At 67.0% G+C, this 25,429-nt stretch carries 25 protein-coding genes; 16 read left to right on the forward strand and 9 right to left on the reverse strand.

What is annotated here, in order from left to right; translation table 11 throughout:
* Window positions 1-37: 37 nt before the first annotated feature.
* Window positions 38-1,147, reverse strand: a complete 1,110-nt coding sequence (gene leuB, locus RVU70_RS08590) for a 3-isopropylmalate dehydrogenase (protein WP_363350952.1) — start codon at window positions 1,145-1,147, stop codon at window positions 38-40.
* Window positions 1,148-1,398: 251 nt separating this feature from the next.
* Between leuB and RVU70_RS08595 the strand changes: the two genes are divergently transcribed.
* From RVU70_RS08595 to RVU70_RS08610, 4 genes are all read left to right on the forward strand, one after another.
* Window positions 1,399-1,866, forward strand: coding sequence for a hypothetical protein (locus tag RVU70_RS08595; RefSeq protein ID WP_363350954.1), 468 nt, complete (start codon window positions 1,399-1,401; stop codon window positions 1,864-1,866).
* A 231-nt stretch (window positions 1,867-2,097) separates the two neighbouring features.
* Window positions 2,098-2,781, forward strand: coding sequence for a preprotein translocase subunit SecG (secG, locus tag RVU70_RS08600; protein WP_363350956.1), 684 nt, complete (start codon window positions 2,098-2,100; stop codon window positions 2,779-2,781).
* A 107-nt stretch (window positions 2,782-2,888) separates the two neighbouring features.
* Window positions 2,889-4,517, forward strand: coding sequence for a CTP synthase (locus RVU70_RS08605; RefSeq protein WP_363350958.1), 1,629 nt, complete (start codon window positions 2,889-2,891; stop codon window positions 4,515-4,517).
* Between the two features lie 119 nt (window positions 4,518-4,636).
* Window positions 4,637-4,837, forward strand: coding sequence for a DUF433 domain-containing protein (locus RVU70_RS08610; RefSeq protein WP_363350960.1), 201 nt, complete (start codon window positions 4,637-4,639; stop codon window positions 4,835-4,837).
* Window positions 4,838-4,969: 132 nt separating this feature from the next.
* Here RVU70_RS08610 and RVU70_RS08615 read toward each other — a convergent pair whose 3' ends face one another.
* Complete coding sequence (locus RVU70_RS08615) at window positions 4,970-7,618, reverse strand: HAMP domain-containing sensor histidine kinase (protein WP_363350962.1); 2,649 nt, start codon at window positions 7,616-7,618, stop codon at window positions 4,970-4,972.
* Between the two features lie 281 nt (window positions 7,619-7,899).
* Here RVU70_RS08615 and RVU70_RS08620 point away from each other — a divergent pair, with 281 nt between their 5' ends.
* Complete coding sequence (locus RVU70_RS08620; protein WP_363350964.1) at window positions 7,900-8,259, forward strand: phasin; 360 nt, start codon at window positions 7,900-7,902, stop codon at window positions 8,257-8,259.
* 41 nt (window positions 8,260-8,300) lie between these two features.
* Entirely contained in the window at window positions 8,301-8,795 is a 495-nt protein-coding gene (locus tag RVU70_RS08625) for a phasin family protein (protein WP_363350966.1), read from the forward strand.
* 65 nt (window positions 8,796-8,860) lie between these two features.
* Here the strand turns inward: RVU70_RS08625 and RVU70_RS08630 are convergent, their stop codons facing one another.
* On the reverse strand, window positions 8,861-9,703 hold the full coding sequence (locus RVU70_RS08630) for a shikimate dehydrogenase (protein ID WP_363350968.1): 843 nt from the start codon (window positions 9,701-9,703) through the stop codon (window positions 8,861-8,863).
* A gap of 90 nt (window positions 9,704-9,793) precedes the next feature.
* Here RVU70_RS08630 and RVU70_RS08635 point away from each other — a divergent pair, with 90 nt between their 5' ends.
* Window positions 9,794-10,195 (forward strand): hypothetical protein, encoded by a 402-nt coding sequence (locus RVU70_RS08635; RefSeq protein ID WP_363350970.1) that lies wholly within the window; start codon window positions 9,794-9,796, stop codon window positions 10,193-10,195.
* Here RVU70_RS08635 and bioB read toward each other — a convergent pair.
* Window positions 10,173-11,132 (reverse strand): biotin synthase BioB, encoded by a 960-nt coding sequence (gene bioB, locus RVU70_RS08640; RefSeq protein WP_363350972.1) that lies wholly within the window; start codon window positions 11,130-11,132, stop codon window positions 10,173-10,175. The two genes, RVU70_RS08635 and bioB, sit on opposite strands and share 23 nt — an antisense overlap.
* Window positions 11,132-11,617, reverse strand: coding sequence for a PTS sugar transporter subunit IIA (locus tag RVU70_RS08645; protein WP_363350974.1), 486 nt, complete (start codon window positions 11,615-11,617; stop codon window positions 11,132-11,134). Before RVU70_RS08645 ends, bioB begins: the two co-directional genes overlap by 1 nt.
* A 170-nt stretch (window positions 11,618-11,787) precedes the next feature.
* Between RVU70_RS08645 and RVU70_RS08650 the strand changes: the two genes are divergently transcribed.
* Complete coding sequence (locus RVU70_RS08650) at window positions 11,788-12,066, forward strand: hypothetical protein (RefSeq protein WP_363350976.1); 279 nt, start codon at window positions 11,788-11,790, stop codon at window positions 12,064-12,066.
* A gap of 124 nt (window positions 12,067-12,190) precedes the next feature.
* The gene (ppc, locus tag RVU70_RS08655; RefSeq protein WP_363350978.1) at window positions 12,191-14,992 is read left to right on the forward strand and encodes a phosphoenolpyruvate carboxylase; all 2,802 of its coding nucleotides are present in this window, start codon (window positions 12,191-12,193) and stop codon (window positions 14,990-14,992) included.
* Between the two features lie 59 nt (window positions 14,993-15,051).
* Here ppc and RVU70_RS08660 read toward each other — a convergent pair whose 3' ends face one another.
* Window positions 15,052-16,857 (reverse strand): bifunctional diguanylate cyclase/phosphodiesterase, encoded by a 1,806-nt coding sequence (locus RVU70_RS08660; protein WP_363350980.1) that lies wholly within the window; start codon window positions 16,855-16,857, stop codon window positions 15,052-15,054.
* 176 nt (window positions 16,858-17,033) lie between these two features.
* Here RVU70_RS08660 and RVU70_RS08665 point away from each other — a divergent pair, with 176 nt between their 5' ends.
* On the forward strand, window positions 17,034-17,369 hold the full coding sequence (locus RVU70_RS08665) for a rhodanese-like domain-containing protein (RefSeq protein WP_363350982.1): 336 nt from the start codon (window positions 17,034-17,036) through the stop codon (window positions 17,367-17,369).
* Window positions 17,370-17,381: 12 nt separating this feature from the next.
* Here RVU70_RS08665 and dgcA read toward each other — a convergent pair whose 3' ends face one another.
* Complete coding sequence (gene dgcA / locus RVU70_RS08670) at window positions 17,382-18,365, reverse strand: N-acetyl-D-Glu racemase DgcA (RefSeq protein ID WP_363350984.1); 984 nt, start codon at window positions 18,363-18,365, stop codon at window positions 17,382-17,384.
* Window positions 18,366-18,491: 126 nt separating this feature from the next.
* Here dgcA and RVU70_RS08675 point away from each other — a divergent pair, with 126 nt between their 5' ends.
* The 6 genes from RVU70_RS08675 (at window position 18,492) to RVU70_RS08700 (ending at window position 24,009) form a co-directional block, all read left to right on the forward strand.
* Window positions 18,492-19,634 carry an ABC transporter permease gene (locus tag RVU70_RS08675; protein ID WP_363350986.1) on the forward strand — a complete coding sequence of 381 codons (1,143 nt, stop codon included), beginning with the start codon at window positions 18,492-18,494 and terminating at the stop codon, window positions 19,632-19,634.
* Between the two features lie 11 nt (window positions 19,635-19,645).
* Window positions 19,646-20,455 carry an ATP-binding cassette domain-containing protein gene (locus RVU70_RS08680; RefSeq protein ID WP_363350988.1) on the forward strand — a complete coding sequence of 270 codons (810 nt, stop codon included), beginning with the start codon at window positions 19,646-19,648 and terminating at the stop codon, window positions 20,453-20,455.
* Between the two features lie 11 nt (window positions 20,456-20,466).
* Window positions 20,467-21,372: an MlaD family protein gene (locus RVU70_RS08685; protein WP_363350990.1), complete on the forward strand. Its 906-nt coding sequence runs from the start codon at window positions 20,467-20,469 to the stop codon at window positions 21,370-21,372.
* A 238-nt stretch (window positions 21,373-21,610) separates the two neighbouring features.
* Window positions 21,611-22,000 carry a 2Fe-2S iron-sulfur cluster-binding protein gene (locus tag RVU70_RS08690; protein WP_363350992.1) on the forward strand — a complete coding sequence of 130 codons (390 nt, stop codon included), beginning with the start codon at window positions 21,611-21,613 and terminating at the stop codon, window positions 21,998-22,000.
* Between the two features lie 225 nt (window positions 22,001-22,225).
* On the forward strand, window positions 22,226-23,275 hold the full coding sequence (locus RVU70_RS08695) for an NAD(P)/FAD-dependent oxidoreductase (protein ID WP_363350994.1): 1,050 nt from the start codon (window positions 22,226-22,228) through the stop codon (window positions 23,273-23,275).
* A 5-nt stretch (window positions 23,276-23,280) separates the two neighbouring features.
* Window positions 23,281-24,009, forward strand: coding sequence for a 4'-phosphopantetheinyl transferase superfamily protein (locus tag RVU70_RS08700; protein ID WP_363350996.1), 729 nt, complete (start codon window positions 23,281-23,283; stop codon window positions 24,007-24,009).
* A gap of 18 nt (window positions 24,010-24,027) precedes the next feature.
* Here RVU70_RS08700 and truB read toward each other — a convergent pair whose 3' ends face one another.
* Both truB and rbfA read right to left on the reverse strand, forming a co-directional pair.
* Window positions 24,028-24,930, reverse strand: coding sequence for a tRNA pseudouridine(55) synthase TruB (gene truB / locus RVU70_RS08705; RefSeq protein WP_363350998.1), 903 nt, complete (start codon window positions 24,928-24,930; stop codon window positions 24,028-24,030).
* Between the two features lie 6 nt (window positions 24,931-24,936).
* Window positions 24,937-25,359: a 30S ribosome-binding factor RbfA gene (gene rbfA / locus RVU70_RS08710; protein WP_363351000.1), complete on the reverse strand. Its 423-nt coding sequence runs from the start codon at window positions 25,357-25,359 to the stop codon at window positions 24,937-24,939.
* Window positions 25,360-25,429 lie beyond the last annotated feature (70 nt).

The raw sequence follows: 25,429 nt of genomic DNA on the forward strand, positions 1-25,429 counted from the left end.
GCCGGGACGAGCCCGACATGACGTGAGCGGGAGCCGCTTACGCCAGAATCGTCTTCAGTTCCGCGACGATGGCGTCGCCCATCTCGCGGGTCGAGATCGACGCGGGCGCGTCGCCCTTGATGTCGGCGGTGCGCAGGCCCTTGCCCAGCACGCCGGAGATGGCGGCGTCGATGGCGTCGGCGGCCTTGGGATTGTCGAAGGAATAGCGCATCGCCATGCCGAGCGAGCCGATCATGGCGATCGGATTGGCGACGCCCTTGCCGGCGATATCGGGCGCCGAGCCGTGGCAGGGCTCGTACATCGCCTTGCGCTTGCCATTGGCGTCGGCCGCGCCGAGCGAGGCCGAGGGCAGCATGCCGAGCGAGCCGGTGAGCATGGCGGCTTCGTCCGACAGCATGTCGCCGAACAGATTGTCGGTGACGACGACGTCGAACTGCTTGGGCCAGCGCACGAGCTGCATGGCGAGCGCGTCGGCGAGCATGTGCTCGAGCTGCACGTCCGCATATTCGCGCTTGTGCAGCGCGGTAACAACCTCGCGCCACAGATAGCCCGATTTCATGACGTTCGCCTTCTCGGACGAGGTCACCTTGTTGCGGCGCTTGCGGGCGAGTTCGAAGGCGACGCGGCCGATGCGCTCGATCTCATAGGTTTCGTAAACCTGCGTGTCGACGGCGCGCTTCTGGCCGTCGCCGAGATCGGTGATCTCCTTGGGTTCGCCGAAATAGACGCCGCCCGTCAATTCGCGCACGATCATGATGTCGAGCCCGTCGACCAATTCGCGCTTGAGCGAGGAGGCGTCGGCGAGCGCCGGATAGCAGATCGCGGGGCGCAAATTGGCGAAGAGGCCGAGATCCTTGCGCAGGCGCAGGAGGCCCGCCTCGGGGCGCACGTCATAGGGCACGCCGTCCCATTTGGGGCCGCCGACGGCGGCGAGCAGCACGGCGTCGGCGGCCTGCGCCAGCGCCATGTCGCCTTCGCTGATCGCCACGCCATGGACGTCATAGGCCGCCCCGCCGACGAGTCCGCGCTCGATCTCGAAAGAGGCGACGCCCGCCCGACCCAGAAAGTCGATCACCTTCTCGGCCTCGGCGGAGATTTCCGGACCGATGCCGTCGCCGGGCAGGAGCAGGATCTTGTAGGCGGACATGAAACCCTCTTCGTTGCGTTCGGGAAAGCAGAAGCGCCGTCAATAGAGCGGCGGGGAGCCCTGCGCAACATGGGCGCGCGGGCAGGGACGCGCGGGCGGCCGTGCGACAATTCGCGCGGCTCCTTTCCCTTGCCCGAAGCGGCGAAGCCGTGCAGCTTGAAAAAGGTCAAGGAACAAGAAATTGCGCCAGAGTCGCGGCCGCCAAACGAGCCCCGGACATGCGCAAATTCAAGAGGGGAGACGTTGCGACCATGAAACTTCTCAAGATCGGCGCGCTAGCCATCTTCGCGGCCTTTGCCGGGGCTGTTCCCGCCAAGGCCTTCTGCGTCTTCAACTGCGAGCCGAAGCCCGAAGACGCGCGCAAGGTTTTCGAAAATCTGATCAAGAAGAAGTTCGACGAGACCGCCGTCGTCGAGAAATTCGACATCACCCGCTTCTGGCCGCTCGACGTCGAGGGCGCCGGCCACGCCGGCTACGAATTCTATTTCACGGCGAATGTGCGCTTCCCGAAAGGCGCCAATCTTCAGTGCAAACCGGAGGGCGGCGCGCCGAAGCCCGGCTGCTCCGACAATACGAGCTATTACTCGACCACGATCCAGAACCAGATGATCAAGGACAAGCAATATATCGAACCGGGCAAGGTCATCGAGTTCAAGGACGAGACCCGCTTCGACCAGGACGGCGGCAAGTGGAAGGGCCAGGACGGCAACTTCTACTGAAAGCCGCGCGCGGCTCTACGCAGGGCGGGCCTTCGCGGGCCCGCTTTTTTTTTCTCGCGCCGCCTCTTCCAGGACGCGCGCTCCTTTCGGCGACGCCGGCGGCTCCGCCGTCAACATTTTCGTAAGCGCCCGGCCCCCTTCCGTGCGCGTCCCGCATGGTGTAGAAGCGCCGCCAGGGATTGGCGTCGAGCTTGGCTACGGCTTGGGCTCCGCTAGCGAAGAAGGTTGGAAATGCAGCAGGTCATTATCGCGATCCACCTGATGGTGGTGACGGCGCTCGTCGTTCTCGTGCTCTATCAGAAGTCCGAGGGCGGGGCGCTCGGCATGGGCGGCAGCGGCGTCTTCACGGGTCGCGGCCAGGCCAACGCCCTGACCCGCGCCACCGGCATTCTCGCGACGATCTTCTTTTTGACCAGCATCGCTCTGACCGTGCTGCCGGCCTGGCAGCGCCACACCGAGGGCGGCGACGACTGGACCAAGGCCATCGACCAGGGCGACGTCAAGTTCAAAGAGGTCAAGCCCGGCGAGAAGACGCCCGAGGCCGGCAAGGATTCGATCTTCGACCAGCTCCAGCGCGCCCAGCAGAAGCGCCAGCAGGGCGCTTCCCCGACCGCTCCCGGCGAGGCTCCCAAGGCGGACGCTCCCAAGGCGGACGCTCCGAAGGCGGAGGCTCCCGCGGAGGCCCCCAAGGCCGACGCGCCGAAAGCCGACGCTCAGCCCGTGACGGAAGCGCCCAAGGCGGCGCCTGCCGCCGAAGCGCCTGCCGCTCCGGCCCCGGCCGCCGAGGCGCCCAAGCCCGAGGCCCCCAAGCCCGAGGCCGCGCCGAAGGCCGACGCCGCGCCGGCCGCTCCCGCCCCGGCGGCGCCCGCCGCGCAGTCCGCGGCGCCGACCCAGTGGAAGTCGCCCACGCAGTAAGCGGCGGGTCCTTCCTTTCCACATCGAGAACGGCGCTGGGGAAGAGTCCTTCTCCGGCGCATTAAACGCTATCCAAATCCAGCGAAAGGCGTTAGGCGTTAAGCCCCATGGCGCGCTACATCTTCATCACCGGCGGCGTGGTTTCCTCACTTGGCAAGGGTCTCGCGTCGGCGGTTCTCGGCGCGCTCCTGCAGGCGCGCGGCTACACCGTCCGGCTCCGCAAGCTCGACCCCTATCTCAACATCGATCCGGGGACCATGTCCCCCTATCAGCATGGCGAGGTCTTCGTCACCGACGACGGCGCCGAGACCGATCTCGACCTCGGTCACTATGAGCGCTTCACCGGCCGCCCCGCCAACCGGCAGGACAATGTCACGACCGGGCGCATCTATCAGGACATCATCAACAAGGAGCGGCGCGGCGACTATCTCGGCGCGACCATCCAGGTCATTCCGCATGTGACGAACGCCATCAAGGACTTCGTCCTCGAGGGCAATGACAACGTCGATTTCGCGCTGATCGAGATCGGCGGCACGGTCGGCGACATCGAGGGCCTGCCCTTCTTCGAGGCGATCCGCCAGCTCAAGAACGATCTGCCGCCGCATCACTGCATCTATATTCACCTGACGCTCCTGCCCTTTATCCCGAGCGCCGGCGAACTCAAAACCAAGCCCACGCAGCATTCGGTGAAGGAGCTGCGCTCGATCGGCATTCAGCCGGACATCCTGCTGTGCCGCACCGATCGCGAGATTCCGCGTGAGGAGCGCCGCAAGCTCGGCCTGTTCTGCAACGTCCGCGAGCAGGCGGTGATCGAGGCGCGCGACGCCGCGAACATTTATGACGTGCCGCGCGCCTATCACGCGGCCGGCCTCGACGCGCAGGTGCTCGCGGCCTTCGGCATCGAGCCCGCGCCCAAGCCCGACATGAGCCGCTGGAACGCCGTCACGCAGCGGATCATGAATCCCGAAGGCGAAGTCACGATCGCCGTCGTCGGCAAATACACCGAGATGAAGGACGCCTATAAGAGCCTCATCGAGGCTCTCGCGCATGGCGGCCTCGCCAACCGCGTGAAGGTCAATCTCGACTGGATCGAATCGGAGATATTCGAGGGCGGCGATCCGGCCGCGCATCTCGAACATGTGCACGGCATTCTCGTGCCGGGCGGCTTCGGCCAGCGCGGCGCCGAGGGCAAGATTCTCGCCGCCCGCTTCGCGCGCGAGCGCAAGGTTCCCTATTTCGGCATCTGCTTCGGCATGCAGATGGCGGTGATCGAGGCGGCGCGCGCGCTCGCCGGCATTGAGGCGGCCAATTCGACGGAGTTCGGCCCCTGCAGCGAGCCGGTCGTCGGCCTCATGACCGAATGGCTCAAGGGCAATGAGCTCGAAAAGCGCGCGGCGGACGGCGATCTCGGCGGCACGATGCGCCTCGGCGCCTATCAGGCGCTGCTGAAGCCCGGCTCGCGCATCGCCGGCATCTATGGCGCGACGGAAATCTCCGAACGCCACCGCCATCGCTACGAGGTCAACATCGGCTATCGCGACCGGCTGGAGGCCTGCGGCCTGCTCTTCGCTGGAACCTCGCCCGACGGCCTGCTGCCGGAGACGGTCGAAATCCCCGACCATCCCTGGTTCATCGGCGTGCAATATCATCCCGAGCTGAAGTCGCGGCCCTTCGAGCCGCATCCGCTGTTTGCGAGTTTCATCGCGGCGGCGAAGGCGCAGAGCCGGTTGGTTTAACTCTCCGCATTCCTTGTCAGCTATGACGTCCCCGTCATAGCCGGCTTGTCCCGGCCATCCCCATGGGCGATTGGGAGAGGGCGTGGGACGATCTATACTGCCCGAAGGAGGCCGTCCGCATGACTGACCAGCCCCGAATCACCCTCGACCCCGACGTGCTCGCCGGCAAGCCAGTCGTGCGCGGCACGCGCCTGTCGGTCGAGTTTATCATCGGCTTGATGGCGGACGGCTGGAGCGAGACCGATATTCTGCGCAATTATCCGACCCTGGCGCATGAGGATATTTCGGCGTGTCTCGGTTACGCATTTTTCCGTGATTGAATCAGGCCGCGTAAGAATGCGCGCTTTGGCCGAGCCTTGACTCTTCACGTTTGCCCGACGGCGTGCCGGCGGCGCACGGGAAGACGGCGGGTGAGGTCATATCGGTGATCCCCGCAGGGTCGATGGCGGCTGTCACTCCGCCGCCAGCACCTGCGGCGGCGGGAAGGCGATTTCGATCAGCGTGCCTTCGTTCTTGCGGCTCCTGATCGTGAAGCTCGCCTGGTTCGCTTCGATCAGCGCCTTGGTCAGCGGCAGGCCGAGGCCGGTGCCGGGCCTTTTGTGCGAGATCGCCACCTGCTTGAACGGCTCGAGCGCCGTCTGCACGTCCTCGTCGCTCATGCCGATCCCGGTGTCCTTCACGCGGATCACGACATGGCCCGAGTCGGTGAGTGCGCTCGAGACGATGACCTGACCGCCCGGCTCGTTGAACTTCACCGCATTGGAGAGAAGATTGAGCAGGATCTGCTTCAAGGAGCGCGCGTCGGCGCGCACCGGCGGCAGGCGCTCGGAGAGCGACAGGCGCATGACGATGCGCGCCTTGTTGGCCTGCGCCTGCATGATCGCGGCGCATTCCGTGATGACGGCGTTGCCGTCGACGCGGTCGAATTCCAGCTCCATCTTGCCCGCCTCGATTTTCGAGAGGTCGAGAAGATCGTTGACGAGCGACAGCACATGCTCGCCCGAGGCGTGCATGTCCTTCAGATATTCCTTGTAGCGCTCCGAGCCGACGGGCCCGAGGCGCTCCTGCATCATCACTTCGGCGAAGCCGAGAATGGCGTTGAGCGGCGTGCGGATTTCGTGGCTGACGCGGGCCAGGAAATCGGATTTCGCGGCGTTCGCCTGTTCGGCCGCGTCGCGCGCCGCCCGCAGCGCCTCGGCGCGGGCGTCGGCCGCCTCCGCGCGCAGCGTGAGGCAGGGCTTTTGCGCCGGGCCGAGACGGCGCAGCGTCGCCTCGAAGGATGCGCCGCCGAGCCGAGCCGACAGGCGCAAAGCGGCGTCCGGCTCGCCCGCGCGGAAGCAGGCGGCGAGCTTGCGCGTATCCTCCGCCGATAAGAGCGCGGTGAGCGGCAGGCCGTCGAGCGCGCCCTTCTCGGCCTCGAACAGCGCGGCGAAGGCGCCCGTGGCGCTCTCGATGCGGCCCTCTTCGCTCAGCACGGCGACGGCGACGCCGCTGGTTTCGAGAAGGCCGCGCAGCAGGCTGTTGTCGGCGCGGGCGCGGGCGAGCTTTTCGTCCCGCGCGCGGGCGAGCGCCAGCGCGCTTTCATCGGGGCCGGGGAGCCGGCTGCGGTTGCGGCGCAGGGTGACGAGCGTCGCCGGCGCGCCCTCCCAGTCGACGCTTTGCAGATGGACGTCGACGTCGAGCGCCTCGCCGTCGCTCGACTGCACCGCCGCGGCCCGCGCCCCGGCGTCGCCCGGCGGGCGGCCGAAAAACATGCGGGCGAGCCCGCCGTCCGCTTCGAAGGCGGCGGCGTCGGCATAGCCGAGATAATCGAGCAAGGTGCGATTGGCGAAGAGCGTCTTGGCCCCGCGCGCGATGAGCACGCCGACCGGCAGGCAGTCGAGCACGCCGGTCGCCGTCGAGGCTGCGGGCGGCGGCGCGGGCGCCGGCTCGCCCCCGATCAGCGCGGCAAGCTCCGCGGCGATTTCCTGAACCGCGACAGCGGAGAGCGGTTCCTCGACGGGCGCGGTCGCGGCCTCCCCGGCCTCGGCCTCGACAAGCGCCGGCGCCGCGGCGCCGCTTTTGAGCGCGCGCGCGATCTCCTCGAAATTCATGCGCTCGGCGGCGGTCAACGCGTCCCTGTCCGGCGGCGGGGCGGCGCTCGGCGCCTCCTCGCGTGGCGCAGGGACGGGGCGCAAGGGCACGACATTGTCGGCCGCATAGACGGGCTCCGGCGCCGGCTCTTGCGGCGGTTCGCGCGTCTCGACAGGCGGGAGGGCGACGGCGTCCGCGACGAAAGCCCGGTCGAGATGAAGAACGCCATAGCCCTGAAAGCCGGCGAAGCGGCGGTCGGCGTCGCTGGTTGGCAGTCCGCCCAGCGTCACCGGCGCGCGGGCGCCGGTGCCGGCGAGCGGCCAGTCGACCTCGATCCCCGCAAAGCTCTTCCGCGCCGCAATCGCCGCGGCGAAAGCCCGGCCCAGCGCCAAAGCCGCGGCGACGTCCGCGACTCCCCGGCCGACGATCTCCGCGCTTTCCGGGCCGACAACGTCGGCGAGCACGTGCGTCACGTCGATGAAACGGCCGTCGGCGTCCGTTTTCCAAAGGAAGCGGGGCGCGCGGGCGCCATGGCGGCTCATCAGTTGCTCGCGCAGCGCGCGGCTGTCGCCGATGGGGGATGAGTGGCCGGCTGTGGGCGTCTGAGGGGCTAGGGCGTCGACGGGCGAAGGAGCAGGCCGGACCCCGAGCGCTGCAAGGACGAGAAAATCGGGCGCGCCGGCGGCTGTCGGAAGCTTTCGGCACAGCAGGGTGACGGTCTGCTGGGAGGGACCGAAATTGAACCGCAGGCGCTCCAGCCGCAACGCGGCGCCCTGGCGCACGGATTCGACGAGATCCGTCAGCCGCTTCGCGCTTGGCGCGTCGCTTTCGAACAGCCGCTCGGCCAGGGCCGTCGCATCTGCGCCGAAGACGGCGCGCGCCGAATCGTTGAGATAGACAATCCGGAGCGGAGTTCCGCAGGCGGCGAAAATCGGGGCCCCCGACGCGTCCAGCGCCGAAAAAGCAGGATCGGCCGCGATGCGGCTGGCGGCCACCTCTCCTTCGACCTCTGCCTGCGAAGAGCCCATGACGCCGGCTCGCTGTTGCGACGGGAACACGCGCCCGCGCCCGACCGCCTCGAAAATTCCCAAAGACGCGATCAAGTTTGAGCTTAACGCAAACTTAAACGGTCGCCGCGTCGCGGTCCATCCGACCCCGCCTGCTTTCAGGTCATTTTTTTGCTAACATTCACCTGCCTTATACTGCGCTGCACAATTTATGTTGCAGCGCAGCAAAAAATCAGGCATTGTCCTCTTGTCTGCCCCGGCCCACCCGCCGGCCGCGGGCGCAGCCAAATGAGGAGACGTTCATGGTTGATCCAATCTATCAGGTTCCAAACGAGGTTCGCGACTTCGCCGAGAAGAGCGTCGAGCAGGCGCGCAAGGCCTTCGAAGGCTTCGCCGGCGCCGCACAGAAAGCGCTCACCTCCACGACCGAGCTGCCGATCGTGCCGCCGGGCGCGAAGGATGTCGGAGCCAAGGCCTTTTCTTTCGCCGAAGCCAATGTGAATGCGGCTTTCGATCTCGCGCAAAAGCTCGTCAAGGCGAAGGACCCGCAGGAAGTGTTCCAGCTTCAGGCCGACTTCGTGAAGTCGCAGTTCGAGGCCATTCAGGAGCAGACCAAGGAGCTCGGCGCCGCGTTTCAGCGCTCGACGACCCTGAAGTCCTGATCCGACAGTTTGTTCACTCGAAATCTTTGAGGAGCGGGAAGATGGCGACGAAAAGCAAGGCTGACAAAAGCATTCCCCTCGACGCCGGGCAGGCGGCCCCTGCCGAGGCGCCGGAGGAGGCGCTGCGCGCCGAAATTCCCGCCCAAGAGCCGGTCTTGAGCGAAGCCGCTTCCCCAGCGGCCCCCGCGCCGACGCCGGAGCCGGAGATTGTGGACATCGTCTCGGCGCCGCTCGCCGTGATCGAGGAGGCGGCCGAATCCGCGGCGGAGTCCTTCTCCGCCTCGTTTGAATTCGACACGTCCGCCTGGTCGAAGAAGTCGCTGGAGCTCTGGGCCGAGAACGCCGCCGCTTTCCTCGAGTTTGCGGAACAGGTCGTCAAGGCGAAAAGCTTCGAGGAGGCCGTCGACATTCAGTCGCGCTTCGCCAGCGAGCGCTTCGAAGCCTTCGTCCGTCAGTCGCAAGAGCTGATGGACGTCGCGAAAAACCTGGCGAGCTTCGCGGCCGCCCCGCTTTGCGACGTGCGCAAGGCGGCCTGAGCGGCAAGAACAGATTTCGCTTTTTTTGCGGGCGTCGGCGGCCGTTGGGGCGCTGACGCTTTTTTTTAGAGCGTCGCCTCGATCAACGCGCGCAGCTCGGGCGTGACCTCGGGCGCGACTCCGGTCCAGTCGCGGAAGGCGGGCCGCGCCTGATGCAGCAGCATGCCGAGACCGTCGACCGGCGTCGCCCCCCTGGCCCGGGCTGCGGCGAGGAGCGGCGTCTCCAGCGGGGCGTAGACGATGTCGGCGACGACCGCCGAAGCCGGCAAGGCGGCAAGCGAGAGATCGAGCGGCTCCTGCCCGACCATGCCCTGGCTCGTGGTGTTGACGAGAAGCGCGGCGCCGGCGAGCGCGTCGTGGCGCTCCTCCCAGTCATAGGCCGCGACGGGCGCGCCGAAGTCCTGGGCCAGCCGGTCGGCGCGGGCGCGGGTGCGGTTGAGCAGGCGGATTTCGCGCGCCCCCGCCTCGATGAGCCCCCAGACGATCGCCCGCGCGCCGCCGCCGGCGCCGATGACGACGCAGGGGCCGGCCTCCCCCCGCCAATGGGGCGCGCCCTCCTGGAGCGAGGCGACGAAACCGAAGCCGTCATAATTCCGGCCGATGAGCGCGCCAGCTTTATCCACGACGACGCAGTTGACGGCGCCGATTCGTTGCGCCGCCGGGTCGACCGAGTCGAGAAAGGCGAGCGCGGCCTCCTTGTGCGGGATGGTGAGGTTGCAGCCGGAAAAACCCAGCGCCGGCAAGGCCCGCAGGGCGGTTTCGAGTTTGCCGGGCTCGACGGGGAGCGGGACATAGGCGCCCTCGACGCCATAGCGCGCAAACCAGTAATTATGGATCTTGGGGCTGCGCGAATGGGCGATCGGCCAGCCCATGACGCCGGCGAGAATAAATTTTTGGCGATGCGTCACGGCGTGCTCTTAGTCTGTGGCCATTGGTTGCGGAGAAATCCTACCATATGTCAACCGCAGGCGCGGGCGTTTACCTGGAGGCGAACGGGAATGAATGCGGCAAGGAACCGGCGATTGGACGCGCTTCTCGAAGACGCGGAGCACTCCATCGCCGCGCATTGGGAGCGCTGCCGCGACAGCGGCGTGGCTGGCGCGACGCCGGAGGCGACGGCTCGTGTCGACGCGCGCATCCGCGCCTATTTCGAGGCGCTGAAGGCGCTGCCGCCGCGCGCCCCCGAAGCGCGAATCCTCGAGGCGCTCGTCAGCGTCTTCGACGATCTCATGCGACTCGACGAAGAGACAGGCGGCGCGCTCCTCGAAGAAGCCGAGCGCGACCTCTTGCAGCCCTTGATCCTCAACGCCGCCGAAACGGCCGGGCTCGACCCGCATAAATTCCCCCGCCGGGAGCCCGGCGGGCGGCGGCTGGACTTCAGCGTGGCGCGAGCGCGGTGAAGAGCGCGTCGTCCTCGTTGACGCCGGCGTTGCTGGTGGTGAGCAGCTTCTCGCCGTAGAAAATCGAATTGGCGCCTGCGACGAGGCAGAGGATCTGCGCTTCTTGCGTGAGGAAGGAGCGTCCCGCGGAGAGACGCACCCGCGCGCGCGGCATGACGATGCGGGTCGTGGCGATCATGCGCACGAGATCGAGCGGATCAACCTTGTCGCGATCGGCGAGCGGCGTGCCTTCGACGGCGACGAGCGTATTGATCGGCACGCTCTCGGGATGCGGGTCGAAGCTCGCGAGAACCTGCAGCATGCCGGCGCGGTCGCGCACAGTCTCGCCCATGCCGATGATGCCGCCGCAGCACATTTCGAGCCCCGCGCCGCGCACCGCCTTCAGCGTGTCGAGGCGGTCCTGATAGGTGCGGGTGGTGATGATGTCGCCATAGAATTCGGGGCCGGTGTCGAGATTGTGGTTATAAGCGGTGAGGCCCGCCTCGACGAGGCGCTTCGCCTGCGCGTCGTCGATCATGCCGAGCGTGACGCAGGCTTCCATGCCGAGTTCACGGACGCCGCGCACCATCTCGACGACCGCGTCGAAGCGCTTGTCCTTGGGGGCGGCGCGCCAGGCCGCGCCCATGCAGAAACGGTCCGCCCCCGCCTCCTTCGCCGTCCTGGCGGCGGCGAGAACGTCCGCCGTCGACAGGAGGTCGACGCGGTCGAGCTTCACCTCGCGGTGATGCGCCGACTGCGGGCAATAGGAGCAGTCTTCCGGGCAGCCGCCGGTCTTGATCGAGAGAAGCGCCGCCTTCTGCACGTCGTTGACGTCATGATAGCGGCGATGCGCGGCGTTGGCCTGGGCGATGAGATCGAGCAGCGGCAGATTGTGGACGCCGACGATTTCGTCGACCGTCCAGTCGTGGCGGATGTTGAAGTCGGCGGGGGCGTTCATCACGCGGCTCCCTTGCGGTTCTGCGAGCGCGCCGCGAGCTTGCGCGCGGGAGCGGCCCCGGCCGCGTCAGCCTGCTTGCCGCGCAACGTCATATAGGCGACATAGAGCGCGACCGCCACGTCGAAGCCGACGGTCGCGACGACGAAGGGGGCGGGAGCGAAAGCCTGGCCGGCGCCCACATAATGCTCGTAAAGCGTCCAGGCCGCATGCAGGGCGAAGCCCGCGACCACGAACCAGGGCGAGCCGACGATCGACATGCCGGCGAGCGTGCCGAAAAAGGCGACGGCGGTCATCTCGAAGCCGATCCACATCTCGTAGTTTTCGGCGCGGATGGCGAAGCCGACATAAAGGAAGCAGACCGCGATGAGCGCATAGGCCGCGAGCAGCGCCGGCCGCGTCTTCGACCAGCGCGAAAGGACGATGAGGCCGATGGCGAAGAGAACCCCGAGCCCCGCGAAGAGGGCGATTTCCACAGTGTCGAGCATGGCGTGACCGATTGGCGCGCGGAAAGCGCGGGCGATTGACGTTTTCTGGCCGCGCAAGGTCTATAAGGGGGGCGGGGGTTTCGAACAAGGGGCGCGGCGCTACGGCTTGCCAAAGCCGCGATCCGGACGCACATTCGGCCAAGCCCGCGGACGGACGCAAAGGCCGGAAGATGAAGATCGTCGCTCTCGGATTAGCTTTCCTGATCTGCGGATCAGCTCCGGCCCGCGCCGTGAACACCTGGGCGGGAAACACGGCCGAGGACATGGCGGAGGAGCAGGACGCCTGCGCCTATGACGCCGACCGCTTCTGCGGCGGCAACACCGTCTTCATCTTCGAGATGGAGAACTGTCTGAAACGCCATATGCCCCAGCTGACGCGGGCCTGCCGTCACGAGCTGACGCCCACCGACTTCAGGAAATATCACACCGACCCGTTCAACTTTTTCTGACGCCGCAAGGGGCGCCGGACGGCGCCTCTGCGCCTCTTCGGCGCCAAGATCGTCAATGGCCTCGAGGCCTGCTATAGGCTCTACCGGGCCGCGGGGGCGGGCGCTTTGATTTCATAGGTTCACCATGCAGCGCGACGCACAACTGAAAGAAGCGCCGACCCAGATTTCCGCTCCGGCCGAGCCCGAGGCGAAGAGCGATCTTCCGCTAAACGAGGATATCCGTCTCCTCGGCCGGCTGCTGGGCGACGCCGTTCGCGAGCACGAAGGAAGCGAGGCCTATGAGCGGATCGAGACGATCCGCCGCCTCTCCGTCGCGGCGAGCCGCAACAAGGACCAGGACGCCGCAGCCAAGCTCGACGCGCTTTTGCGCTCGCTTACCGCCAAGGAGGCGATGGCCGTCATCCGCGCCTTCAGCTACTTCTCACACCTCGCGAACATCGCCGAGGATCTGCATCCGCTGAAAGAACGGGCGCGGGCGCTCGCCGAGGGCGGCGTCCTCGACGAGCCGAGCCTTTCGCGCTCCTTCGCCCATTTGCGCAAGGCGGCCGTCGGCCCCGGCAAGATCGCGGCGGCGCTGTCGCGCGGCTGGATATCGCCCGTGCTCACGGCGCATCCCACCGAAGTGCGCCGCAAGAGCCTGCTCGACACCGAGCGCGCCATCTTCACTTTGCTCGCCGCCCGCGAGCAGCTCAAGAGCAAGTCCGAGCGCGCGCAAAACGAGATGCAGCTGCGCGCCCGCGTCATGCAATTGTGGCAGACCGAGCTCTTGCGCGAGTCGCGCCTCACCGTGCGCGATGAAATCGAAAACTCCTTGAGCTACTACCGTTCGACCTTCCTGCGCGAGATTCCGAGGCTCTACGCCGAAATCGAGGCCAAGCTCGACGGCCTGCGCGTCCCGCCTTTCCTGCGCATGGGCGCCTGGGTCGGCGGCGACCGCGACGGCAATCCCAATGTCACCGCCGACTCGCTCGCGACGGCGCTGCGCATGCAGTGCGAGACGGCGCTGCGCTATTATCTCGTCGAGGTCCATGAACTCGGCGCGGAGCTCTCGATCTCGCGGCGCTACGGCGGCGCCACGCGGGCGCTGGAGGAGCTCGCCGCGCGGTCCGGCGACGACAATCCGCACCGCGACAACGAGCCCTACCGGCGCGCGCTGATCGGCGTCTATTCGCGCCTCGCCGGCACGCTGGAAAAGCTCACCGGCGGGCAGGCCATGCGCCACGCCATCGCGCCGGGCGCGCCTTACGCCAATTCCTGGGCGCTGCTCGCCGATCTCGTGACGATCGACGAATCGCTACGCATCCACCACAGCGACGTGATCGCCTCGCAGCGGCTCGAGCCGCTCATCCGCGCGGTCGAGGTCTTCGGCTTCCATCTCGCGACGCTCGATCTGCGCCAGAGCTCGGACCGCCACGAGGAGACGATCTCCGAGCTGCTCGCCGCCGCGCGCATCGCCGAAGATTATGCGGCGCTCGCCGAGGTCGAGAAACAGCAGCTGCTGATGCGCCTTCTCTCCGATCCGCGCCCCGTGCGCCTCCCGGAGAAGGTCTACAGCGACCGCACGATGAGCGAACTGGCGATCTTCGAGCGCGCCGTGGAGATGCGCCGCCTCTATGGCGACGAGGCGATCCGCCATTACATCGTGAGCCACACGGAGACGGTCAGCGATCTTCTCGAAGTGCTGCTGCTGCAGAAGGAATGCGGCCTGATGCGCGGCACGCTCGACCCGCGCGACGGGGAAGCGGTGGCGGCCGATCTCATCATCGTGCCGCTGTTCGAGACCATCGGCGATCTGCGTAACGCCGCGCCGATCATGCGCGCCTTCTACGCCCTGCCGGGCGTGCAGCGCCTCGTCGTCAATTCCGGCGCGCAGCAGGACATCATGCTGGGCTATTCGGACTCCAACAAGGACGGCGGCATTCTGACGAGCATCTGGGAGCTTTATCGCGCCTCGACCGCGCTCGCCGAATTCTTCGCCTCCATGCCCAATATCGCCATGCGCCTGTTCCACGGGCGCGGCGGCACGGTCGGGCGCGGCGGCGGGCCGAGCTATGACGCCATTCTCGCCCAGCCGCCCGGCACGGTGAACGGCCAGATCCGCTTGACCGAACAGGGCGAAGTGATCGCGGCGAAATACGCCAATCCGCAGATCGGCCACGTCAATCTCGAGCTGCTCGTCGCCGCGACGCTGGAAGCGACGCTGCTCTCCCAGCACAAGGCGCCGCCGCCGGAATTTCTGGAGATTACGGAAGAATTGTCGCGCGCCGGCATGGCGGCTTATCGCGGCCTCGTCTACGAGACCGACGGGTTCGTCGACTACTACTTCGCCTCGACGCCGATCACGGAAATCGCCTCGCTCAACATCGGCTCGCGCCCGGCCTCGCGAAAACCCTCGCGCAAGATCGAGGATTTGCGGGCCATCCCGTGGAGCTTCTCCTGGGCGCAGGCGCGCGTCGCGCTGCCGGGCTGGTTCGGCTTCGGTTCGGCCATCGCCGGCTATCTGGCGCGCGACGGGAAGGCGCGGCTCGAACTGTTGCGCCGCATGGCGCGCGAGTGGCCCTTCTTCCGCTCGCTGCTCTCCAATATCGACATGATCCTGTCGAAGACCGATTTAGAGATTGCGCGCCGCTACGCCGATCTCGTCGAGGACCGGGCGCTGGCCGAGCGCATCTTCAGCATGATCGAAGCGGAACACGCCCGCTCGGTGGACGCGCTCGAAAAAATCCTCGGCACGAAGGAGCGGCTCGCCGACAATCCGACGCTCGCGCGCTCGATCAAACATCGCTTCCCCTATATTGCGCCGCTCAATTACATTCAGGCCGAGCTCATCCGCCGCCACCGCGCCGGCATGACGGATGCGGAGATTCGCGAGGGCATTTTGATGTCGATCAATGGCGTGTCGGCGGGCCTGCGCAATACCGGGTGACAAACGTCGGGCGGGCCCAGCGTCCAACGGGCGCTAGACGCGTCTTCAATCGCCGCGCGTCAAACGCGCGCGCGTCCGTCCGCCGGCGGGCGCGTCTCGGCGCAGCCGAAGAACGCCCCTTGAAGATAGTCGACGCCCCACGCGCGCAGGATGCGCGCCGTGGCGTCGTCTTCGACCCATTCCGCGACGACCTTCAGCGAGAGATGGTTTGCGAGATCGATGAGGGTCTTCACGAAGAAGCGGTCGTCTTCGGAGGTCGCGATATTGCGGATGAAGGCGCCGTCGATCTTGACGATGTCGAAGGCGAGGTCGCGTAGATTGCGGAAGGAGGTGTGGCCCGCGCCGAAATCGTCCATCGCGACTTTCACGCCGAGGCGCTTGCAGGCGGCGATCCGCGACCGCGTCGCCTCGAAGTCCTCGATCATCGCCGTCTCGGTGATTTCAACGATCAGCCGGTCCTTGAGAGCGGGGTTCGCCGCCGCCGCCTGCGCCAGGCGCTCCGGCCACTCGGCGTCGAGCAGAGTCGCCATCGAGCAATTGACGGAAACGCGCAGATCCGCTTCGGCGGCGAGCCGCTCGAGCGCAAGCTCCATGACGCGCTGATCGAGAAGCTGGACGAGTCCGGCTTTCTCGGCCACGGGCAGCAGCGTCGCGGGGGAGATCGAGGCGCCGTCCGGCAGGCGCACGCGCAGCAGCGCCTCATGGAAAGCGACCCCGCCCGTGGCGGCGTCAACGATCGGTTGGAAGGCGAGTTCGACGCGCTTGTCGCTCAAGGCGGACACGATGTTGTCGGCGACGCGCAGCGCGCGGAGCCGCGCGTCCTGACGGGCGAGCGACGCCGAATAGGCGACGAAGCGCTTGCCGGCGCCCTGACGCGCGACATCGAGCGCTTCCTCGGCGTGCCGGAACAGGGCCTGCGGGCTGCGCCCCTCGCGCGGCGCGATGACGCCCCCGATGCGGATCGTTGCGGGAATGGGGCCCGCCGACGTTTCGAAAGGCGCGTCCTTCACGACGCCGATCAGCCGATGGGCGGCCGAGAGCGTCTCTTCCGTGTCGCAGGCGTCGAGCAGCAGGGCGAATTTATTGCCGGCGTGACGCGCGACGACGTCGGTGGCGCGGACATTCTCGCGCAGGCGTCTGGCGAGCCCTGCAATGACCTCGTCGCCCGCGTCGTATCCATAGGTGCGGTTCAGCGCGAACAGATTCTCCAGCGCCACGAGCAGCACCGCGAAGGGCTTGCGGCTCGCTTCGCTGCGCTGCAGGGCGCTGTCGAGATGTTCGGCGAACTGGGCGCGGTTGAGAAGGCCCGTCAGCGAATCGATCTGCGCGCCGAGCGCCGCCCTGCGCTCCGCCTCGTGGCGTTCGGTGACCACGCGCAGCACGCCATGGGCGTAGGCGGGCTTGCCGTCCTCGCCGGCGAACCAGCGCCCCGTGTCCTCGACCCAGACGATGGGCGCCGGTCCCAGATGGCGGGGCGCTGCGAGCCCATAGACGATCTGATAGGGCACGCCCGCGCCCTCGTCCCGCTGCGTCGACTGCATGACGGCGTCATAGCGCGAGAGGGCGCTCTCGGGGGCGACCAGCTCGCCATAGGCGTGGCCGAGATCGATATCCGCGTCCGCGACCAGGCCGAGCGTTTCCCGTCGATTTGGGCCCCAACTGAGCCGGTCGGGGCCGATGTCCCAATGGTAGGCCAGCTCCCCGATCGAGGAGAGGATCAGGCCCGCGTCCGGACCCGGCGCGGGGAAGGGCGCCGGCGGACGGAGGGGGGCCGACGTTGCGGGCGGATGGGCCGCAGCCAGAGGCGCACGACCGGCGGGGGTCGACCCCTCCAGACCGCGACTGGCGAGATGGCGCAATTGCATGGGAACGAAGGCCTTCAGCTCGACGGTGAGGCGACACTCTGGCGGTCAAACGTAAATGCGGCGTTCACACGCGACGCAACGACGGCGTCCGGCCTCTGCTTCCCCACGCCGCTCTGGACGGAACCGCCGCCCGCATGCGAATGAAATCGCAAGACCAACAGCTGGAGAGAAAGCCCATGAACGCCTCCGCCTTCAACGACATCGGCCTCGACGAGCTCAAGGCCGGGCTTGCAAATGGCTCGATCCTCCTCGTCGACGTTCGGGAGGCGGACGAATTCGCGGCCGGCCATATCGCCGGGGCTTTGTTCAATCCGCTGTCGCGGTTCAACCCCGCCGCCCTGCCGGTCGTCGGCGACGGGCAGAAGGTCGTGATCTATTGCCGCTCCGGGCGCCGGTCGGTGACGGCCATGGAGCAGGCCCGGCTCGCCGGGCGGCGCGACGCCAACACTCATTTCGGCGGCGGCATTCTCGCCTGGCTCAACGCCGGCGAACCGGTCGTGCAGGGCATGTGATCGGACAGGCGATCAGCCCCAGAGCGCCGGCGGCGGCGGCGTCAACGTCGAGCCCTCGTAGACCAGGCCCGGCTCCCGATCCCTGGCGAGCAGCAGCGGGCCGTCGAGGTCGACGAAGGCGGCCATCTGGCCGATGAGAACGGCCGGCGCCATGGCGAGCGACGTGCCCACCATGCAGCCCGCCATGATCTCGAACCCCATTTTCTGCGCCGCCTGCGCCATGGCCAACGCCTCGGTCAGCCCGCCGGTCTTATCAAGCTTGACGTTCACGGCGTCATAGCGGCCGCGCAGGGCGTCGAGCGAGGCGACGTCATGGGCGCTCTCGTCGGCGCAGATCGGGATCGGGCGGGCGATCCGGGCGAGCATGTCGTCCTGCCCGGCGGGCAGGGGCTGCTCCACGAGCGCGACGCCGTGGCGCGCGCAGGCCTGGAGCTGGCTGACGAGCGTTTCTTCGGTCCAGGCCTCATTGGCGTCGACGATCAGCCGCGCATGCGGCGCGCCGGCGCGCACGGCGGCAAGGCGGGCGTCGTCGCCTTCTCCGGCGAGCTTTACTTTCAGGAGCGGACGATCGGCCGCCTTCATCGCGGCAGCGCGCATGTCGTCGGGCGACCCGACCGACAGCGTGTAAGCCGTCGTGAGCGGGACAAGCCGTGCGAAGCCCGCCGTTTGATGGGCGCGCCTGCCGGTCATTTTGGCCTCGAGGTCCCACAGGGCGCAGTCGAGGGCGTTGCGCGCCGCGCCCGGCGCCAGGAGACGCTGCAAAGCTACCCGTCCCGCGCCCGATTCGATCTGGCCGCGCACGCGCTCAATCTGGGCCGTCACGCTTTCGACGCTTTCGCCGTATCGTGAATAGGGCACGCATTCGCCGCATCCGACCGCGTCGCCGGCGCGCAGGCGGGCGACGACGACCGTCGCCTCGGTCTTGGCCCCGCGGGAAATGACGAATCGCCCGGCGATGGGAAAAGCCTCGACGGCTGCTTCGAGTTCGATCCGCATATGTCGCTCCGCGTTCTCCAAGCTTCGATTTACCACGCTGTGCGCCGGCGCGCTTGTCGACCGCATGTCACGAAGTTAAGACCGCTTACAAGGCTTCGCCGACTGCAACTCTCTTGATGAGGTCCGATGGCTCTCGACGCCGCACCGACGCCGCCAGACGTGAAGCCCCTCGAGGGCGGCGCGCGTCTGACGCTGCTCGGCGACTGGACGCTTGCGGCCTCGCATCGGCTTGAACAGAAGGCGCAGGAAATCGTCGATCTCAGCCAAAGCGCTGGTTTCGTCACGCTCGATCTCGCCGGCGTCACGCGGCTGGACACCGCGGGCGCCTGGCTGATCAACCGGGCCCGGCGCATGCTGGCGCGCGAAAATGTCGGCGTTGCGGTCGAGCATGCGCGGGCGGAGCATGGCGTCATGCTGGAACAGGCGGCCTGGCGCGACTTCGGGCCGCCGCCGCGCCGCGGCCCGCCGGCGATCGTCGCGCTGCTCGCCGACCTCGGCCTGTCGGTCGTGGAGGGCTTTTCGGAATTCTACCGGGGCATGGCGTTTCTTGGAGAATTCGTCGCCGCCATGGCCTATGTCGCCTTGAACCCGCGGCATTTCCGCATGACCTCGCTCGTCGTGCATATGGAGTTGATCGGGCTGCGCAGCGCGCCGATCATCATTTTGATCAATCTCCTCGTCGGCGGCATCGTCGCCCAGCAGGGCATTTTCCAGCTGCTGAAATTCGGCGCGTCGAGCTACACGGTCAGCCTCATCGGCATTCTCGTGCTGCGCGAGATGGGCGTGCTGCTCACCTCCATCATGATCGCCGGCCGCTCGGGTTCGGCCATAACCGCCGAAATCGGTTCGATGAAGATGCGCGAAGAGATCGACGCGCTCAGAGTGATGGGCTTGTCGCCGATCGAAGTGCTGATCGCGCCGCGGGTCTTGGCGCTCATCCTGTCGCTGCCGCTGCTCACCTTCGTCGCCGACATCGCGGCGCTGTTCGGCGGCATGCTCGTTTCCTGGGCCTATGGAGGCATCAGCCCGGCGGCTTTCGTCTCCCTGCTCAAGGACGCCATCGCGTTTCACACTTTCATGGTCGGGATCATCAAGGCGCCCTTCATGGCGCTGGTCATCGGCCTCATTGCGGCCATGGACGGGCTCGCGACGGAGGGCTCGGCGGAATCGCTCGGGCGGCAGGTCACGTCGTCGGTCGTCAAGTCGATCTTCATGGTCATTTTGCTCGATGGGCTCTTCGCCGTGTTTTTCGCGGGGATCAACTACTGAGGGAAGGGACGATGACGGCCGTCGAGGACAAAGCGATAGACGCGGCGGCGCGCGGCGCGCCGATCATCAGCGTGCGCGGGCTCGTCGTCGGCTTCGGGGACAAGCTCGTCATGAACGGCCTCGATCTCGACGTCCGCCGCGGCGAGGTGCTGGGCTTCGTCGGCGGCTCCGGCCAGGGCAAATCGGTGCTCACCCGCGCCATTCTGGGACTCGTCCCGAAGCGGGCGGGCGAGATCCGCATTTTCGGCAAGGACCGCGACGCGCTCTCCGCGCCCGAGCGGCGGGCGCTGGAGCAGCGCTGGGGCGTCTTGTTCCAGAACGGCGCGCTGTTCTCCGGCCTCACGGTCAAACAGAACATTCAGGTGCCCATGCGGGAGACGCGCGACATCTCGCAGGGGTTGATGGACGAACTCGCCATGCTCAAGATCGCGCTCGTCGGCCTGAAGCCCGACGCCGCGGACAAATTTCCGTCGGAATTGTCGGGCGGCATGGTCAAGCGCGCGGCGCTGGCGCGGGCGCTGGCGCTCGATCCCGAACTGGTCTTCCTGGACGAGCCGACTTCGGGCCTCGACCCGATCGGGGCGGCGGAGTTCGACGATCTGATCGCCACGCTGCAGGAGACGCTCGGCCTGACCGTGTTCATGGTGACGCATGACCTCGACAGCCTGTATTCGATCTGCGACCGCGTAGCGGCGCTCGCCGACGGCAGGGTCATTGCAGAAGGCGCCCTCGGGACTTTACTGAAGTCGGATCACCCCTGGCTGAGGGCCTATTTCCACGGGGTTCGCGGCGGCAGGCTCGCCGGCTCGCTTCTGGACTAAGAGGAAGACGGATGGAAACCCGCGCCAATTACGCCCTGATCGGCGCCTTCACGCTGGCCGTGATCTTCGCCGCCTTCGGCTTCGTCTACTGGTTCTCGGGGTCGGGCCAGAGCGGCAAGCAGGACATCTATCAGATTGTCTTCACCGGGTCGGTGTCGGGCCTGTCGCGCGGCTCCTCGGTCTTGTTCAACGGCGTCAAGGTCGGCGAGGTGACGCATCTCGCCATTTCGGCGACAGACCCGAGCAAGGTCGACGTTCTCGTCAAGATCAACGAACTCACGCCGGTGAAAACAGACACGCGCGCGAGGCTCGAGACGCGCGGCTTCACGGGGGTCGCCGACGTGCTGCTTGTCGGCGGCACGGAGAAAGCGGCGGCGCTCGTCGCGCAAAAAGGCCAGCGCTATCCGCAGATCCAGGCGGAGCGCTCGGAGATCCAGAACCTCCTCGGCAACGTCAACGAGCTCTCGACCAAGGCGGCGGAGGTTTTGGTCAAGCTCGACAGGCTGCTCGACGACAACAAGGACTCGATCCGCGGCACGCTCAAAAACGCCGAGGCTTTCACCAAGACGCTCGCCGACAACTCGGCGCAGATTTCGTCCTTCATCAAGGACGCGTCGGAGACGGCCCATGCGTTGAAGCCGGTCGCGGCGCGGCTCGACAAGTTTCTCGCCGCCGGGGAACAGACGATCAAGGCGATCGATCCCAAGCAGCTCAAGACCATCACCGGCAACATCGCCGGGGCCTCGGCCAATCTCAAGCATTTCTCCGCAAGCGGCCTGCGCCAATATGAGCAGCTCGCGGTCGACGCCAGAAAGGCGGTCGATACGCTCGATCAGGCGATCAAATCCATCGAGCGCGACCCGTCTCAATTCATCTGGGGCCCGTCGCAGCCGGCGACGCCGTCGGGCGGCCGTTGAAACGGCGCGTTTCACGCAGGAACGGCGGCCGCGCGCTGGTCTCGGCGACGCTGGGCCAGCCCTGAAATTTGCGCCCCCGAGGCGTTTGCTCAAGGGGGCTAGCGCGGCACACGGTCGGGTGCTAATCGAGCGCGGCAAGTACACGAACATTCGGCCGAGCCCGACGGAACGGGCGACGGCGCTGCGGTTAAAAGAGCTGCGCAAGCGCCGCCGGGAATTGAGGGAAGAGACGCGCGTCATGGTGAAGATGAGCTTCGACGACACCGCCACCCGATATGGCGCCGAACCCGGCGGCGGCGCGCCGACCAAGGTCAAGATCACCTTCGTCGATTCCACCGGCCAGGCCCGCACCGTCGAGGGCGAGGTCGGCTCGACGGTCATGGAGACCGCCCGCCGCAACGACATCCCGGAAATCGCCGCGGAATGCGGCGGCGCCTGCGCCTGCGCCACCTGCCATGTCTATGTCGATGAAAAGTGGACCGAGAAGGCCGGCAAGCCCTCGCAGATGGAAGAGGACATGCTCGACTTCGCCTTCGACGTGAAGCCCAACTCCCGCCTGTGCTGCCAGATCACCGTGCGGCCCGAACTCGACGGCCTCGTCGTCGTGACGCCCGCCCAGCAGGGCTAAAGGCGAGCGCGAGGGCGGCGCCACGCCGCAGCGCTTTGGTGTTGCATCGCCCGACGAATGCTATAGACGAACGTCACGAGGCGGCGGATCATGCGTCCGCCGGCCGGCTGGCCGCATCCGACGATCCTCCCCGCTTTCTCGGTCCGGCCCTTTTGATCGTCCAGGCGTCCCGCGTTGCAGGGCTGCGCGGCTCGCGCCGCCCGTGAGACATTGAGGATTTAGGACATGAACCAGCTGAACCCTCCCGCGATCGAAACCGATGTCGTCATCGTCGGGGCCGGGCCTGCCGGACTTTTCGCGGTGTTCGAACTGGGTCTGCTGGACATCAAATGTCATGTCATCGACATTCTGCCGCGCGCGGGCGGCCAATGCTCCGAGCTTTACCCCGAGAAGCCGATCTACGACATTCCCGGCCTGCCGATCGTCTCCGGCCAGGAGCTGACGGACAATCTGCTCAAGCAGATCGAGCCCTTCAATCCGACCTTCCATTTCAACGAAATGGTCGAGACGCTCACCTCGCTCGGCACGCCCGAGAAGCCGTCCTTCCGTCTCACGACCGACGCCGGCAAGGTCTTCCTCGCCAAGGTGGTGGTGATCGCGGCCGGCGGCGGCTCGTTCCAGCCCAAGAAGCCGCCGATCCCGACGATCGAGCAATATGAGGGCAAGTCCGTCTTCTACGCCGTCCGCCGCATGGAGGATTTCCGGGACAGGGACGTCGTCATCGTCGGCGGCGGCGATTCGGCGCTCGACTGGACCCTCAATCTGCAGCCGGTCGCCAAGAGCCTGACCCTCGTCCACCGCCGCGACGCCTTCCGCGCTGCGCCGCATTCCGTCTCGGCGATGCAGGACCTCGTGAAAGAAGGCAAGATTTCCTTCCGGCTCGGCCAGATCACCACGGTCGAGGGCGCCGACGGCCAGCTCTCCAGCGTGACGCTGAAGGGCAATGACGGCGTCGAGGAAAAGCTCTCCTGCCACCGCATGATGCCCTTCTTCGGCCTCACCATGAAGCTCGGCCCCGTCGCCGAATGGGGCCTCCAGCTCAACGAGAATCTCATCCCGGTCGACACCGAGAAATTCGAGACGAGCCACCCCGGCATCTTCGCCGTGGGCGACATCAATTATTATCCGGGCAAGCTCAAGCTCATTCTCTCGGGCTTCCACGAGGGCGCGCTGGCGGCGCAGAAGGCGCACCGCTACATCTATCCCGAGAAGAAGCTGCTGTTCCAATACACGACCTCGTCGACCAATCTGCAGAAGAAGCTCGGAGTGTCCTGACGCCCGTGGACGTTGCGGTCCAATCGCTCGATTTGCGGGGCGCCGCCCCGGAGCACTGGCCGCGGCTCGCCGCCTTGCTGAACGAAGAGGAGCGCGCGCGGGCGGGGCGCTTCGCCTTCGAGGAAGACCGTCAGGCCTATATCGGCGCCCATGCGCTGCTGCGCGCGGAACTGTCCCGACGCGCGGGCGGGGCGCCGCAGGACTGGCGCTTTGCGGCGGCCGAGCGCGGCAAGCCTTTCCTCGTCGATCCGCCGCAGGATCTGCGTTTCAGCATGACCCATACGCGCGGCATGGTCGCCGTGGCGCTGGCCGAGGGGGTCGAGATCGGCGTCGACGTCGAGCCCGCCCATCGGCGCGCCGAAAGCATGAAGCTTGCGGAGCGATTCTTCGCCCCGGAAGAAGCCGCCTTGCTGCGCGCGCTCGAGGGCGAGGCCCGGCGCGACGCCTTTTTTGCGATCTGGACGCTCAAGGAAGCGGTTGTGAAGGCGACCGGCGAGGGGCTTTCCCGCCCGCTCAACAGTTTCGTCATTTCGCTCGATCCGCCGGGCGTGACGATGCGCGACGTCGCCGCCGGGGACGATTGGCGCCTCGCGCATTGGCGGCGCGGCGCGCATCATTTCGCGCTCGCGGGCCGCTGCGCCGACTGGCGTCCGAGCCTCTCCGAGACGAACATCGCGACGCTGCTCGGCGAGCCCGTCGCTCTCTCCCCGGGCGCGGCGACAGGGTTGGGATGAAGGTCCGGGCCGCTCGGTTCAGAACGGCAGGTTGAAGACGCGCGAGGGAACGAGCGCGCCCTCGACGACTTCGCCGAAGGCGACGGGCGCGCCGCCGCAGGCGGCGTAGACCACGCCCCCGTGCGGCGCGTCGCGGCCGCGCAGGATCACCGAGCCGCCGCGCCGCAGGCGTGCGGCCGTGTCGCGATCGACGACGACGCAAGGCAGTTCCGACAGGCCCGCCTCGACCGAAAGCAGCGCGTCGGCGGCCATGCCCTGCGTCTCGATTTCGTCGAGCGTGAAGGAGTCCTCTTCCAGAAAGGGCCCGACCCGCGTGCGCCTCAACGCGGTGACGTGGCCGTAGCACGTCAGCAGTCGGCCGAGATCGCGGGCGATGGCGCGCACATAAGCGCCCTTGCCGCATTCCATGACGAAGACCGTCTCCTCGGGAGAAAACGACTCGATCGTCAGCGCATGGATGGTCACTGCGCGCGCCTTCAACTCCACCTGCGCGCCGCCGCGGGCGAGGTCATAGGCGCGTTCGCCGGCGATCTTGATCGCCGAGAACTGCGGCGGCGTCTGCAGGATGTCGCCGATGAACTGCGGCAGCAGCCGCTCGATGTCGGCGCGCTCAGGCCGCTTCTCGCTCACGCGCGCGATCTCGCCGTCGGAATCGTCCGTATTGGTTTCGGCGCCCCAGCGCACGGTGAAGCGATAGGCCTTTTCGCCGTCCTGAACGAAGGGCACGGTCTTGGTCGCTTCGCCGAAGGCGACCGGCAGAATGCCAGACGCGAGCGGATCGAGCGTGCCGGCGTGGCCGGCCTTCTGGGCGTTGTAGATGCGCTTGAGGCGAGAGACGGCCTGGGTCGAGGTCATCCCGACAGGCTTGTCGAGCACCACCCAGCCGTCGACGACGGCGCGATTGGATTTTTTCTGACTCATTGTCTCTCAGGCGTTGTCCGGCGCGTCGTCATCCTCGGCTTCGAGGTCGCGCTTCACGCGTTCGGAAGTGAGGATCGCGTCGATGCGCGAGACCGTGTCGAAACTGTCGTCGATGCGGAAACGGATTTCCGGCGCGAATTTGAGATTGACTTCATGCGCGATCTCGCCGCGCAGAAATTTCTTGTGGCGGTCGAGCGCCGCCAACACATCCGGCTCGTCTTTGCCGCCGAGCGGCATCACATAGATGGTCGCGAGTTTGAGGTCGGGGCTCATCTTCACCCGCGAGACGGTGACGACATGCTTGTCCAGCACCGGATCGCTGACGTCGCCGCGCGACAGCAGCTGCGCGACGGCGTGGCGCACGAGTTCGCCGACCCGCAACATGCGCTGCGACGGCGCGGAGCCGGCTGAATGATGGGATCGAGACATAAGGCAACTACGCTGTTGGCAACACGTCGCGCCCGCGCTCGACGCGGGCGTTCCCGTTTCGATGGTTCAA

The sequence above is a fragment of the Methylocystis echinoides genome, assembly GCF_040687965.1.
GTDB lineage: Bacteria > Pseudomonadota > Alphaproteobacteria > Rhizobiales > Beijerinckiaceae > Methylocystis > Methylocystis echinoides_A.